At 68.2% G+C, this 13,474-nt stretch carries 17 protein-coding genes; 15 read left to right on the top strand and 2 right to left on the bottom strand.

What is annotated here, in order from left to right; translation table 11 throughout:
* The 3 genes from IPZ69_RS23890 to IPZ69_RS23880 form a co-directional block, all read left to right on the top strand.
* Positions 1-654 (top strand): DUF5753 domain-containing protein (locus tag IPZ69_RS23890; RefSeq protein ID WP_235456347.1); only part of this gene is annotated, 654 nt, incomplete at its 5' end.
* Positions 651-863: a DUF397 domain-containing protein gene (locus IPZ69_RS23885; protein WP_235456346.1), complete on the top strand. Its 213-nt coding sequence runs from the start codon at positions 651-653 to the stop codon at positions 861-863. The genes IPZ69_RS23890 and IPZ69_RS23885, both read left to right, overlap by 4 nt.
* Positions 856-1,512 carry a hypothetical protein gene (locus IPZ69_RS23880; RefSeq protein WP_235456345.1) on the top strand — a complete coding sequence of 219 codons (657 nt, stop codon included), beginning with the start codon at positions 856-858 and terminating at the stop codon, positions 1,510-1,512. Before IPZ69_RS23885 ends, IPZ69_RS23880 begins: the two co-directional genes overlap by 8 nt.
* Here the strand turns inward: IPZ69_RS23880 and IPZ69_RS23875 are convergent.
* Positions 1,506-2,102, bottom strand: a complete 597-nt coding sequence (locus IPZ69_RS23875; RefSeq protein WP_235456344.1) for a hypothetical protein — start codon at positions 2,100-2,102, stop codon at positions 1,506-1,508. The genes IPZ69_RS23880 and IPZ69_RS23875 overlap by 7 nt on opposite strands.
* Positions 2,103-2,215: 113 nt before the next feature.
* On the opposite strand from IPZ69_RS23875, the gene IPZ69_RS23870 reads away from it, so the two are divergent.
* Positions 2,216-2,560, top strand: coding sequence for a hypothetical protein (locus IPZ69_RS23870; RefSeq protein WP_235456343.1), 345 nt, complete (start codon positions 2,216-2,218; stop codon positions 2,558-2,560).
* 48 nt (positions 2,561-2,608) lie between these two features.
* Here the strand turns inward: IPZ69_RS23870 and IPZ69_RS23865 are convergent, their stop codons facing one another.
* Positions 2,609-2,950: a hypothetical protein gene (locus IPZ69_RS23865; protein WP_235456342.1), complete on the bottom strand. Its 342-nt coding sequence runs from the start codon at positions 2,948-2,950 to the stop codon at positions 2,609-2,611.
* Positions 2,951-3,039: 89 nt separating this feature from the next.
* Here IPZ69_RS23865 and IPZ69_RS23860 point away from each other — a divergent pair, with 89 nt between their 5' ends.
* The 11 genes from IPZ69_RS23860 to rplB all read left to right on the top strand — a co-directional run bounded on the left by IPZ69_RS23860 (position 3,040) and on the right by rplB (position 13,473).
* Positions 3,040-3,696, top strand: coding sequence for a hypothetical protein (locus tag IPZ69_RS23860; protein ID WP_235456341.1), 657 nt, complete (start codon positions 3,040-3,042; stop codon positions 3,694-3,696).
* The gene (locus tag IPZ69_RS23855; RefSeq protein WP_235456339.1) at positions 3,696-4,076 is read left to right on the top strand and encodes a hypothetical protein; all 381 of its coding nucleotides are present in this window, start codon (positions 3,696-3,698) and stop codon (positions 4,074-4,076) included. Before IPZ69_RS23860 ends, IPZ69_RS23855 begins: the two co-directional genes overlap by 1 nt.
* 19 nt (positions 4,077-4,095) lie before the next feature.
* The gene (locus IPZ69_RS23850) at positions 4,096-4,545 is read left to right on the top strand and encodes a hypothetical protein (RefSeq protein WP_235456338.1); all 450 of its coding nucleotides are present in this window, start codon (positions 4,096-4,098) and stop codon (positions 4,543-4,545) included.
* Between the two features lie 111 nt (positions 4,546-4,656).
* The gene (locus IPZ69_RS47070; protein ID WP_268834952.1) at positions 4,657-9,240 is read left to right on the top strand and encodes a DUF6531 domain-containing protein; all 4,584 of its coding nucleotides are present in this window, start codon (positions 4,657-4,659) and stop codon (positions 9,238-9,240) included.
* Positions 9,241-9,264: 24 nt separating this feature from the next.
* The gene (locus IPZ69_RS23825; RefSeq protein WP_235456336.1) at positions 9,265-9,729 is read left to right on the top strand and encodes a hypothetical protein; all 465 of its coding nucleotides are present in this window, start codon (positions 9,265-9,267) and stop codon (positions 9,727-9,729) included.
* Between the two features lie 80 nt (positions 9,730-9,809).
* Positions 9,810-10,025 carry a hypothetical protein gene (locus tag IPZ69_RS23820; RefSeq protein WP_235456335.1) on the top strand — a complete coding sequence of 72 codons (216 nt, stop codon included), beginning with the start codon at positions 9,810-9,812 and terminating at the stop codon, positions 10,023-10,025.
* Between the two features lie 518 nt (positions 10,026-10,543).
* Positions 10,544-10,852 (top strand): 30S ribosomal protein S10, encoded by a 309-nt coding sequence (rpsJ, locus tag IPZ69_RS23815; protein ID WP_003948644.1) that lies wholly within the window; start codon positions 10,544-10,546, stop codon positions 10,850-10,852.
* 17 nt (positions 10,853-10,869) lie between these two features.
* Positions 10,870-11,514 (top strand): 50S ribosomal protein L3, encoded by a 645-nt coding sequence (gene rplC, locus IPZ69_RS23810; RefSeq protein ID WP_020135811.1) that lies wholly within the window; start codon positions 10,870-10,872, stop codon positions 11,512-11,514.
* Between the two features lie 8 nt (positions 11,515-11,522).
* On the top strand, positions 11,523-12,179 hold the full coding sequence (gene rplD / locus IPZ69_RS23805; protein WP_235456334.1) for a 50S ribosomal protein L4: 657 nt from the start codon (positions 11,523-11,525) through the stop codon (positions 12,177-12,179).
* Complete coding sequence (gene rplW / locus IPZ69_RS23800; RefSeq protein ID WP_235456333.1) at positions 12,179-12,598, top strand: 50S ribosomal protein L23; 420 nt, start codon at positions 12,179-12,181, stop codon at positions 12,596-12,598. Before rplD ends, rplW begins: the two co-directional genes overlap by 1 nt.
* 38 nt (positions 12,599-12,636) lie before the next feature.
* Positions 12,637-13,473 carry a 50S ribosomal protein L2 gene (gene rplB / locus IPZ69_RS23795; RefSeq protein WP_235456332.1) on the top strand — a complete coding sequence of 279 codons (837 nt, stop codon included), beginning with the start codon at positions 12,637-12,639 and terminating at the stop codon, positions 13,471-13,473.
* The last annotated feature ends 1 nt before the right edge of the window (position 13,474 follow it).

Below are 13,474 nucleotides of genomic sequence, written 5' to 3'. Positions count from 1 at the left end.
AGGCCCGAGTATCTGGACAGGGCGGACGAGGTATTGGGGGCGGGTGGCCTGCTCGCCGCGATGAAGGAGGACGTGAGGAAGGTCCGGTACCCCAAGCAGGTACGGGACCTGGCGCAGATGGAGGCCAGGGCGGTCGAGCTGGGCGTGTACGTCGGGCTGAGCATCCACGGTCTCTTGCAGACACCGGATCATGCGCGCGCGTTGTTCGACGCCTGGCAGCCCGCGTACTCGCAGGAGGAAGCGGAGCGCATGGTGGCCGCCCGCATCGCGCGGCAGTCGATCTTCGAACGCACACCCGCGCCCACCCTCGGCTTCGTCCAGGAGGAGGCCACACTCCGCCGTCCGGTCGGAGGCACAATGGTGTGGCGCCAGCAGCTCGAACACCTGCTGGAGGTCGGGCGATTGCGTAACGTCACGCTGCAAGTGATGCCTACGCACTCGGACGCTCACCCGGGCATGGACGGGAAGATCGAAGTGCTGAAGTTCTCGGACGGTACCGCAGTGGGCCGTGCCGACGGGGCGTACGGCGGTCGACCGACCTCCGATCCGAAACAGCTGCGGATCCTTGAGCTGCGGTATGGCACCATCCGGGCGCAGGCTCTCACGCCCCGGGAGTCGATGGCCTTCATCGAGCAACTGCTGGGAGAGACATGATCCGCAAGGCTTCTGCCGGAGACAGTACCGAGCTGGAGTGGTTCAAGAGCAGCTACAGCGACGGCCCCGACGGCAACTCCTGCATCGAAATCGCCCCCACCCCCACCACCATCCACGTCCGAGACTCCAAGCACCCCACCGACGCCCCCCACCTCACCTTCCCGCCCACCACCTGGACCACCTTCGTCTCATACGCGGCCGGTGAGTGAGATCCATCCGCTGCGATTCGTCCGCGAGGTCTTCGCGCCGTTCGGGTGTGTGGTGGGGGTCGGGGCGGTGAACGCCACCGGTACGTGGTCGCTCGCCGACGTCTCCGTGGGCGCCTTCCTGGACAGCAGGCGTGCGGATGTGGATCGCGTCTTCGCGGGGATCTGTTCGGTCTGCGGTTTCGGTGACGGGGCCTTGGCGCTCGTGGACGGAACGGGATACTTCCGCGATTACGCGGTGTCGTCGGCGGACCTGCTCCTGTGGTCCCGGGGCATCACCGGAGTACCTGATCCCATCGCGAGACTGGAAGAACCGCCGACCGTGCGCCGTATGTGCCGCATGGCGGCGGACGTTCAACTGGTCGACTTCCTCGCCGAGTTGCTCGGAGTGGCCGTCGCGGCCGGCCCCGAGGCCCGCGAGGGAGCGCCCCAGGTCGCCGAAATCCTCCGTATCGCCTCCGACCTGGCGGACCCCACCGGCCGCAGCGCCCCGGACCAGGTCTTCCGGATGTGGCGCGTGGCCTGCCTGCCGCGCGTCCTCGAACCTCGTGGGGGCGCGTCCGAGACCGGAAGGGCGGGCTTCCGGGCTTACGACGAGGCGCTGGAGGAGTTGCTGTCGGCGCCTGTCCACCCTGCTCGGCCCGTTCAGTAGGAGTGGCGCATACAGCCTCCGTCGGCGCGCACGACGGGGTCGTCGGAGTACCAGTCCGGGCGGAGGGCGAGCTCGATGCCCTGGTCGTCGGTGGTGGTGATACCCGGCAGCCCCGCACCGGGCTCGCCCTTGCCGGGGGCCGGTACGTCCTGCACCGTCAGCCCCTGCCGCTTCCACTCCCGCCGGAGGTGATCGACGGCGGCGAGGTAGTCGCTACGCCCGGTGAAGCTCAACTCCCAGGAGAAGATGGGCTGGTCCCGAGTCACGCCGGTGTCGTCGACGCCGAAGTCGTCCACGCAGGACGTACTGCTCTCCTTCTGGGCGATGTCGTCGAGCGTCCTTCCCGGGGGTTCCGCGGCCTCCTCCGGAGCGGGGGTCAGGCTACGGACCGCCTCCATGCCCGCCTTCTTCGTCTGCGCCACCCGCGCCCGGTACTCGACGTCCGACCGCACGGGCCCGCCCTCCAGCGACTGACAGGCGTAGGCGCCGAAGCCGATGACGGTCAGGAGGAAGACGCTGATCAGGGTGATGGAGCGGTATCCGTGGAGAGGGGGACGCGCAGTGGTGGCCGCCGAGGAGTCCGTATGCATACAACTGATCCAAGCCACCGGCCACGGAAGCCGGCAGGCGTCGGCCTACTCATCTCAGCCGGATCATGTGAGTAGCTGCACTCACGGCGCGGCGGCCGTCATAACCTCTCACCATGACGTCGGAATTCTTGGCCCGCCTGAGCGAGGAGATGCTGGAGTATTACCGCGACATGGCGGAGGTGCTGGTCGAACACTGCGGGATCGGGCGGGCGGAAGCCGTCGCCCGGATCAATCAGGCGTTCGGGGACGAGGACGCACCCCCCGAGGACCACGAGATCATGGGCCATGAGTTCCCGGAATTCTGGGCCTACGGCGCGTACTACCGTGCGGACGACCAGGGCCGCCTGCCGATAGGGGACCCGGACGTGGACGCGCACATCGACTTCGCGAAGTTGCCGATCCGGCCCGCGCCCCCCAAGGGCTCGCCGTGCTGGACGCTCGGTGAAACCGACGCCTAGCCGGCCGGGGCCGCTACCGCGCTACCGCTGAGCCCCCACCAGCCGCCCTCAGTCCGTCTTCTTCTGCGCCTTGCTCCGCTTGTCCTCCGTCTTCACCGCGTCGTTGACCTTCTTGGCCAGCTCGTCGTCGAGTTTCTTGAACTCGCGGACGACGGTGTCGGACATGTCGGCGAGGGCGTCGAGCTGCTGGGTGATGTCCTCGCGGCCGTCCTCCCAGTTGGACTCGAAGTCGTCGAGGGCGTCGTTGACCTTGCCGCTGCCGATGTCGTCCTTGTACGACTCGAAGAGCTTCTTGGTGTGGTCGAGGCGGGTCTTGATGGACCGGAGCCGGCGGCCGTAGTCCTCCAGCTCGGTCAGCGGGAGTGAGAGGTCACTCTTGCCCTTGCCCATGAGTCCGTCCCCCGTTCTCGTAGTCTGGCCGCACCGTACCTCAGCATGGTGCGCGAACACGTGGTCGACGAAACGGGGACACGACAGCCATGGCCCGCTACATGGAGGCGCTCACCATCGAGCGCGGCGGTTTCCGCATCAAGGTGCCGGAGTCGTGGTGGGAGTTCGACGTGCGGCCGGAGTCGCGGGACGACTCGATCCGACGGATGGTGAACGAGCGGATCGAGGCGCACCCGGAACTGGCCCGGTACCGCGACACCTACACCGCGTTCCTCCAGAAGGCCGCGGCCGATGCCTGGAAGTCCGGTGCGATGTACTGCGGTTGCATGGCGGAGAGCTTCGGCGGCGACACCCCGATCACCGGCTCCGTCACCGTCTCTCTCGTCGGTGGCCGTACGCGGGACGGCGCGCCCCTGTCGAACGACCCGGCTGCCATAGCCGCCCAACTCGCCGTCAAGGAGGCGAGGAAGGAGGGCGACTCCTGGCGCAAGGTCACGACCGTCGACATCCCCGGCGTCGGACCCGCGGCCCGCACCTACGGCATCGAGGACATCCCGGTCCCCGGCGACAGCCTCAACCGCACCATCCGGGCCGTACTGGTGCAGACGTACATCCCCGTCCCCGGCCAGGAGGGCAAGGTGGCCCTGGTCGCCGGCAGCAGCCAGGTCCTCGACCTCGCCGACTCCTTCTTCGACATCTTCGACGCGATCACGTCGACGTTCCGCTTCGCGGAGCGGACCGCCTGATGACCGCGCCGCGGCTGCGTGTCACCGACGAGGACGGCGAAACCTGGGACGACCCGTCCGAGCAGCAGATCGACCGGCTCTACGCCGGACTCAACCTGCGTCGAAGGTTCCTCATCCTGGACAGACTCGACGTACCGGAGGCGGAGTCCGAGCAGCACTACCTTCAGGCCGCCCTCAACGACGACCTCACCGTGGTGCTGGAGTACCGGGAGGGGAGTGGCGACCGCCACTACCGGGCCGAGGTCGACGAGCCTTCGGACCAAGGGGGCGCCGAGATCGTCATGCCGGTACTGCTCGGATGGGCGAACGGCCGCCCGGGTTGGCGCGACTCACTGACATGGGTGCGATGGGACGCGACGCGCGAACGCCCTTGGAACTGAGAGAGCGGAGCCGCGCTCCATGAAGTTCGAGTTCTCCGTGGACGAGAACGAGGCACTCCCGCCCTCGGGATTCGACCTCGGGCACATGGACGTCCGGGCCGACGCGGGGGCGGCGAGTTCACGGGACCGTACGCCGGACCAGGCGATGATGGTCTACCTGTCCCTGACGCTTCTGCTGGACGGCCTGCGCCGTTTCCTGGAGGGGCGGGACCGTGTCCACACGACCTCGGCCGCCGACTCGTCCTTCTCGCTGGCTTTCCGGCGTCGGAGGGACGGCTCGGTGGAAACGGTCCACGAGGGCTCGGTCGTCGATCGCTCCTCCGTCAAGGAACTGGCAGCCGCCGTCCACACGGGCGCCGAGGAGTTCGCCAGTAGCCACCTGCCTCTCCTGTCCGCGGATGACGCGGGCCGCCAGGACCTTGAGACATCGCTGGCCGAGTTCGGTGCTCTTCTGGCGTGCCTGACCTGAGAGTTCGCTCGCACCATGGCTCAACCCACTTCGCATTGAACGCCCGTGCCTTGTAAGTTCGCGTGTGCACAGGGCTGTTGATGATGCGCATGCGACGGGGGTTGCAGGGACATGGTGGGGCATCGGCCGGCGAACTGGGATCCGCTGGACCTGGACAAGGACCCGACTCCGGGTGATCCGCAGCGCGTGCGTTCGCTGGCGAAGCAGTTGCACGACTTCGCCCACGACGTCTCCGAGGCCCTCCGTCTGGTCAAGGGTATGGCGGGCGAGGACACGCTGCTGGAGTGGGCGGGCAAGTCCGCGGAGGTCTTCAAGGACCAGTTCGGTGATGTCCCGAAGAACCTGAAGAAGCTGAAGACGTCGTACGAGATGTGCGGCGACGCGCTCACCGACTACTGGCCCAAGCTGGAGCGCGCCCAGTCCCTGGCGGACAAGGCGTTGGCCAAGGCGAAGGAGGCCCAGGACGACCTGACCTCGGCCAAGTCCCGCCTCTCATCAGCTGATTCGTGGGTCACGAAAGCCAACAAGGAAGCCGACAAGTACAAGGACGACCCCACCGGCAGCAAGAGCGACGCCGACAAGCCCGACGAGGCCAAGGTCCGCGCCGCGACCCGTGACGCGCAGAACGCCAAGTCGGCCCACACCAAGGCCCAGACGGACGTCACCACCGCGCAGAACGCCCTCGACGCGGCGAAGAAGATGGCCGAGGACGCCCGCAAGATGCGCGACGAGGCGGCCCGCGAGGCGAAGACGAAGATCGACGAGGCGTCCGACGCGGGCATCCAGAACCGGTCGTGGTGGGAGGACATCGGCGACTGGTTCGAGGACAACTGGGACACGATCGTCGCGGTCTGCAAGGTCGTCGTCGCGGTCGTCGGCATCATCGCGATGATCATCGGCGGACCGATCCTGGGCGCGATCGTGCTGATCGCGGCCCTCGTCGTGCTCGCCGACACGCTCAACAAATACAGAAAAGGTCAGGCCGGCCTGCTGGACGTGGCCTTCGCGGCCATGGACTGCATACCCGGCGGCAAGGGGCTCACCTCACTGGGCAAGCTCGCCAAGGGCATGAAGACCCTCGGCAAGGGCGGCCTCAAGGCCATGGCGAAGAGCCTCGGGAAGAAGGGCCTGCGCAAGGAGGCCGACGACGCCGTCGCGAAGAGCAAGCCTCCCAAGGGGCGCTGCAAGAACGGCGACCCCATCGACATGATCTCCGGCGAGATGCTCATGGAGGAGACCGACGTCGAACTGGCGGGGCTGCTCTCCCTGGTTCTCCGGCGCACCCACCTGTCCACCTATCAGTGGGGCCGCTCCTTCGGCCCGTCCTGGGCCTCCAGCCTGGACGAACGACTGGAACTGGACGACGAAGGCGCCGTTTACGCCACCGAGGACGGCATGCTCCTCTTCTACCCGGTGCCCAGACCGGGTACCTCGGTCCTGCCGTTGGAGGGCCCGCGCCGGCCGCTGGACTGGGACGGCGCACCCGGCACTCCCGTCCGGATCACCGATCCCGACCTCGGCATCACGCGCCACTTCGCCCCGCGCAGGACTCCGGCGGCGGCCGACGAGGCGTTCACGCTTCCCCTCGCCGCGATCACCGACCGCAACGGCTTCCGCATCGACTTCGATCGTGATGCCGACGGCGTCCCCGTCGCCGTACGGGACTCCAGTGGTCGGCACGTGCACGTCGACACCGACAACGGACGCGTCGTTCGACTCCGCCTGCGCAATCCGGAGGACGGCCCCGAAGACACGGTTCTCCGACGGTTCGGCTACGACCCCGACGGCAACCTCACCGAGATCTACAACTCCAGTGGTCTGCCGCGGAAGCTGACGTACGACGATCGAGCGCGCATCACCTCCTGGACCGACCGCAACGACTACTCGTATCGCTTCACCTACGACGCCCTGGACCGCTGCACAGGAGGTGAGGGGGCCGACGGCAGCCTCTCCTGCACGGTCGCGTACGACAGCGAGAACCGCGAGACGCGCTACACCGATGCCCTGGGCCATGCGACGGTCTATCGGTACAACGAGCTGCACCAGCTCGTCGCCGTGACCGACCCACTCGGCCACACCACGTACTCCGAGTGGGACCGCCACGGGCGGATGCTTTCCCGCACCGACGAACTGGGCCGCACGACCCGCATGACCCTCGGCGCGCAGGGCGAGCCGGTGCGCATGGACCGGCCCGACGGCACCAGCATCCACGTGGAGTACGACGCGGACCTCCAGCCGGTCGCCGTCACGGAACCCGACGGGGCCCGCTGGGAGTACGCGTACGACGACCGGGGCAACCTGCTCACCAGCACCGATCCGCTGGGCGCGGTGAGCTCGTACACGTACGACGAACGCGGGCACCGGATCGCGGAGACCGACGCGCTGGGCAACACGTTCCGGTTCGACACCGACGGGGCCGGGCTTCCGGTGCGCGTCGTCGATCCGCGCGGCAGCGTCGTCACCGTGAGCCGGGATGCGTGCGGCCGTGTCGTGCGGATCGAGGACCCGGTCGGCGGCACCGTCCGCCAGGGCTGGAACCCCGAGGGCCAGCTGCTGTGGCGGGAACGGGCCGAAGGGGGCCGCGAATCCTGGTCGTACGACGCCGAGGGCAACCTCAGCGAACACCGGCAGTCGGGCGGCTTCGTCACTGCCTTCGAGTACGGCGCCTTCGACCTGCCCAGCGCCCGGACCGACCCGGACGGCACCCGTTACGTCTTCACGCACGACGCCGAGCTGAGGCTCACCGTGGTGACCAACCCGCAGGGCGACGAGTGGAACTACCGCTTCGACGCGGCGGGCAACCTGATCGGCGAGACGGACTTCAACAGCCGCACGGTCACCTACGCCTACGACCCGACCGGCCGCCAGATCGAGCGCACGAACGGCACCGCCCAGACCGTACGGGTCACCCGCGACGCCGCCGGCCGGGCCGTGACGGCGCATACCGACGAGGGCACGGTCACCTCCCTGCGCTACGACTCGTCCGGCCGGATGGTCGAGGCCGTGAATGCCGACAGCAGGGTCTCGTACGAGTACGACGCGGTGGGCAGGGTCGTCGCCGAGTCCGTCGACGGGCGGACGGTTACCAACGAGTACGACCTGCTGGGCCGGCGGACACGGCGGAGCACGCCCTCCGGTGCCGCATCGCGGTGGTCGTACGACTCCGCAGGCCTGCCCACCTCGCTCGTCACCGCCGCCGGTGAGCTGACCTTCACGCATGACGCGGCCGGCCGGGAGACCGCCCGCGGCCTGGGCAGCGCTGCGATGCTGACGCAGTCCTGGGACGCCGGCCATCGTCTGGTCGAGCAGATCATCCGGTCGGGCACCGCCGCGGACCCCGCCGGGCCCGGCAGCCCGACCGTCCGCCAGGCCCGCTCCTACGCCTACCGCGCGGACGGCCACCTGACCGGGATCGCCGACAGGCTGGGCGGCTCCCGCCGCTTCGACCTCGACCGTGCGGGCCGTGTCACCCGGGTCTCGGCCGAGACCTGGACCGAGTCCTACGCCTACGACGACCTCGGCAACCTCACCGCCGCCGCCCACCCGGCGGCGGGCAGTCAGGACGTCCAGGGCCCGCTGCGGTACTCCGGGACGAAGGTCACCTCGGCGGGCCGTACCTCCTACGAGCACGATTCCCAGGGGCGCGTGGTCCGGATGATCCGCCGGACGCTGTCCGGGCTGCGCCGGATCTGGACGTACACCTGGGACGCCGAGGACCGTCTCACCGAGGCCGAGACGCCCGACACGGGGGTGTGGCGCTACCGCTACGACGCGCTGGGCCGTCGTACGGCCAAGGCGCGGTTGCGGGAGGACGGCTCGCTCACCGACGAGGTCCTCTTCACGTGGGACTGCGCCAACCTCGCGGAGCAGCAGAGGCTCCGGGACGGCGTGGTGGAGACGGACACGTGGGACTGGGAGCCGGGGACGCACCGGGCGGCGGCCCAGGTGCGCAGCAGGTGGCGGGCGGATGACGCGGACGCGATCGACAGACGGTTCTACGCGATCGTCACCGACCTGGTGGGCACGCCCAGCGAGCTGGTCGGCGAGGACGGGGAGATCGCCTGGCGGTCGGCCACCAGTCTGTGGGGGCGGCCGCTGTCCGGTGAGGACGACGGCGGCCTGTGCCCGCTGGCTTTCCCGGGCCAGTACCGCGACCCGGAGACGGGCCTGCACTACAACCTGTCCCGCTACTACGACCCGGACACCGCGAGCTACCTCTCGCCCGACCCGCTCGGCCTGGTCCCCGCCCCGAACCATCACTCGTACGTCGACAACCCCTTGCGCTGGAGCGACCCGCTCGGCCTCGAGGGCGACGAGCCGGTCCGTATCTACGACGACTCGACGTACGACAAGCACGGTTCGGGCAGCAGTTCGTCGGCGAAGGGCGAGGTCAGCCGCGCGCCCGCCAATGGCCAGGGCGCGCTGGACCGGTCAATCCCCTTGGGCGACCCGAACAATCCGAACAGATTCCGGCGCCTCGGCGTGGACTACGCCAACAACGAGATCGTGGTCCTGGACCGACACGAGTACGTCACCGACAAGAACGGCAATATCGTCAAGGAGATCTACCACGGCCACGTCCGTTCCTCGTACCCGGGGGATGGCATCACGGAAGGCGACCTGAACAAGCTGAAGAAGAACGGCATGATCAATAACCTCAAGAAGCAGAAGGTGCTCCCGCCACCATGCGACTGATTACAGATGGAAGGAAAGTCGGCTATGGCGTCCAAGTGGGACTGGGAAACCGGCGAGGGCGTGTCGCATATCGACGACCCCGCCGAGGTTGACGCCGCCTTCGAGCGGGGTGAGTGGCCCCTGGGTTCGGCAGTGATCGGGTTGGCCTTCAATTGTTCGCTGGAAGAGGCATCGCCTCGGATTGTCCGGGCGATGCGGTTGCCGGATCTCGCTCAGCGGGGGTTCGCGTTCACCGCGGCCGGCGCCGCGGCACGGATCAACGGCCGGCTGACCCCCGAGCTGTACGCCGCGCTGCGTGCGGAGGGGCCCAGAAGCATTGCCGAGTACGCCATCAAGGACACCCTGACCTTCGTGCCATTCCGGCAGCTGCCCCGGCGCTTCAAGTGGTGGAAGGTCACGTCAGGGGTGCGAAACAAGCTGGAGAGCTGGTGGCTGCGGTCCGGGGAAACGATCGAGGACGCCTGGAAGGCCCTGCGGCGACGTCCGTGACACGGGGAGAGCCGACCACGGGGTCCGAGGGGAACTGGGAAACCGGTGAGGGGCTGACAGGAGTCGACGACCCTGCCGAGGTGGACGCGGCGTTCGAGCGCGGGGCGGGTCTTCGTGGCATCGCAGAGAACGCCATCGACGACACGCTGACGTTCGTGCCGTTCCGGAAGCTGCCGGCGTGGTTCAGGTGGCGATGGTCGCTGGCCATGGTGCGGGGCACTGCGCAGGGCTGCTGGCTGCGGACAGTGGATGCGGTCGGCGATGTCTTGCAGAACCTGCGCGGACGTCGCTCCTGAGAGAGTGCGCCCGCAGGGGGCGGATGCCTGACCCGTAGCCGTGACGGGCTGGGCCGGTGACTCCGGCGCGGCCCCGTGGAAGCCCTGCGCCGCAACCCCGTCCGCCTTGGGTTTGACCTACGTCACCCGAGGGGTATTGTCTCCGGCTCGATTGGCCAGCCCCCTGCCCCGTGTGGCAGACTAGCGGGGTTGCTCGGTCGAGTGTTGATGCTGCGCGCCTCCCGCCGGGAGGACCGGAAGCGAGTCCCACAGTACTCGTCGTCCTAACTGCCACTACGGCAGCACTGGGGCGGACGTACGGGAATCTTTCGGGAAGCGTGGGCGCGGCACCGGCCAGGCACCCGGTGGGCCTTCCGCCCCCGGCCTGCGGTTCCGGAAGGGCCGTGTGCATTCCCGCAGGGATGTTCGAACAAGGGACATCTCTGTCAGCGGGAGCGCGACACGCCCGACCGCGTGGGTCGGAGGGGGAGACAGGAACACCGGGTTCCAGAGCGAAGAGACAGGACTACTGAGTAGCCATGGCGGGACAGAAGATCCGCATCCGGCTCAAGGCCTACGACCACGAGGTCATCGACTCCTCGGCGAAGAAGATCGTCGAGACGGTGACCCGCACTGGTGCGTCGGTCGCGGGCCCGGTGCCGCTGCCCACTGAGAAGAACGTGTACTGCGTCATCAAGTCGCCGCACAAGTACAAGGACTCGCGCGAGCACTTCGAGATGCGCACGCACAAGCGCCTGATCGACATTCTCGACCCCACCCCCAAGACCGTTGACTCTCTGATGCGACTCGACCTCCCGGCCGGTGTCGACATCGAGATCAAGCTCTGAGGGTCGGTGAGCTGAGAATGGCTAAGCAGATCAAGGGCATCCTGGGCGAGAAGCTCGGCATGACGCAGGTGTGGGACGAGAACAACCGCGTTGTTCCGGTCACCGTCGTCAAGGCCGGCCCCAACGTCGTCACCCAGGTCCGTACGAACGATGTCGACGGCTACGAGTCCGTCCAGATCGCTTTCGGCGAGATCGACCCGCGCAAGGTGAACAAGCCCCTCAAGGGCCACTTCGCCAAGGCCGACGTCACTCCCCGCCGCCACCTCGTCGAGATCCGTACCGCTGACGCCAGCGAGTACACCCTCGGCCAGGAGATCACCGCCGAGGTGTTCGAGGCCGGCATCAAGGTCGACGTGACCGGCAAGAGCAAGGGCAAGGGCTTCGCCGGTGTCATGAAGCGTCACAACTTCAAGGGCCTCGGCGCCGGACACGGCACCCAGCGCAAGCACCGCTCGCCCGGTTCCATCGGTGGCTGCGCCACCCCGGGCCGCGTGTTCAAGGGCCTCCGCATGGCGGGTCGCATGGGCAACGAGCGGGTCACCACCCAGAACCTGACCGTCCACGCCGTTGACGCGGAGAAGGGTCTGCTGCTCATCAAGGGCGCGGTTCCCGGTCCGAACGGCGGCCTCGTCCTGGTCCGCACCGCGGCCAAGGGGGCCTGAGGTAACCGATGAGTACTGTTGACATCCTTTCGCCGGCGGGCGACAAGGCCGGTTCCGTCGAGCTCCCCGCGGAGATCTTCGGTGTAGAGAAGATCAGCGTTCCGCTGCTTCACCAGGTCGTCGTCGCGCAGCTGGCCGCTGCCCGTCAGGGCACGCACAAGACGAAGACCCGTGGCGAGGTCCGTGGTGGCGGCAAGAAGCCGTACCGCCAGAAGGGCACCGGCCGCGCCCGCCAGGGTTCGACCCGCGCGCCGCAGTTCGCCGGCGGTGGCGTCGTCCACGGCCCGCAGCCGCGTGACTACTCGCAGCGCACCCCGAAGAAGATGAAGGCTGCCGCTCTGCGTCACGCCCTCACCGACCGGGCGCGTCACAACCGCATCCACGTCGTCTCCGGCGTGATCGACGGCGAGAACCCCAGCACCAAGGCCGCTCGCACGCTGTTCGGCAAGATCTCGGAGCGCAAGAACCTGCTCCTGGTCGTCGAGCGCGCCGACGAGGCCGCGTGGCTGTCCGCCCGCAACCTGCCCCAGATCCACATCCTGGAGCCGGGCCAGCTGAACACGTACGACGTTCTCGTCTCGGACGACGTGGTCTTCACCCAGGCCGCCTTCGAGTCCTTCGTCGCCGGCCCGAAGGCCAACGACACCGAAGGGACCGAGGTCTGATGGCTACCCGTCACCCGAGCATCGCCTCGAAGGCCGCCAAGGCCGCCAAGGCCGCGCGCGTCGCCAAGGCGAAGCGCCACGCCACCGAGGGCAAGAACACCGTCGAGACCCCGCTGAGCAAGTCGTACACGGACCCCCGTGACGTCCTGCTGAAGCCGGTCGTCTCGGAGAAGAGCTACGCGCTCCTCGACGAGAACAAGTACACGTTCATCGTCGCCCCGGACGCCAACAAGACCCAGATCAAGCAGGCCGTCCAGGCGGTCTTCTCGGTCAAGGTCACCGGGGTCAACACCCTCAACCGCCAGGGCAAGCGCAAGCGCACCAAGACCGGTTTCGGTCAGCGCGCGGGCTCCAAGCGCGCGATCGTGACCCTCGCTGAGGGCGACCGTATCGACATCTTCGGCGGTCCGACCGCGTAAGCGGGTCGGATCGTCCGATATCGGACGAGGACTGAGAAATGGGAATCCGCAAGTACAAGCCGACTACGCCGGGCCGTCGTGGCGCCAGCGTCGCCGACTTCGTCGAGGTCACGCGGTCCACGCCGGAGAAGTCGCTGGTCCGCCCCCTGCACAGCAAGGGCGGCCGTAACAACGCCGGTCGTGTGACCGTTCGCCACCAGGGTGGCGGACACAAGCGCGCCTACCGTGTGATCGACTTCCGTCGTCACGACAAGGACGGCGTGCCGGCGAAGGTCGCGCACATCGAGTACGACCCCAACCGCACCGCGCGCATCGCGCTGCTGCACTACGCCGACGGCGAGAAGCGCTACATCCTCGCCCCGCGCAACCTGCAGCAGGGTGACCGCGTCGAGAACGGTCCCGGGGCCGACATCAAGCCGGGCAACAACCTGGCCATCCGCAACATCCCGGTCGGTACGACGCTCCACGCGATCGAGCTCCGTCCCGGTGGCGGTGCCAAGTTCGCCCGCTCCGCCGGTGCCTCCGTGCAGCTGCTCGCGAAGGAGGGCTCGATGGCCCACCTGCGCATGCCGTCCGGTGAGATCCGCCTGGTCGACGTCCGCTGCCGCGCCACCATCGGTGAGGTCGGCAACGCCGAGCAGAGCAACATCAACTGGGGTAAGGCCGGCCGTAAGCGGTGGCTGGGCGTTCGCCCGACCGTCCGTGGTGTCGTGATGAACCCGGTTGACCACCCGCACGGTGGTGGTGAGGGCCGGACCTCCGGTGGTCGCCACCCTGTGTCCCCGTGGGGCAAGAAGGAAGGCCGTACTCGTTCGCCCAAGAAGGCGTCGAACAAGTACATCGTCCGCCGCCGCAAGACGAACAAGAAGCGCTAAG

It is taken from the genome of Streptomyces olivochromogenes (assembly GCF_021538895.1).
Taxonomy (GTDB): Bacteria; Actinomycetota; Actinomycetes; order Streptomycetales; family Streptomycetaceae; genus Streptomyces; species Streptomyces olivochromogenes_A.
This window is presented reverse-complemented; position numbering and strand designations above follow the sequence as displayed.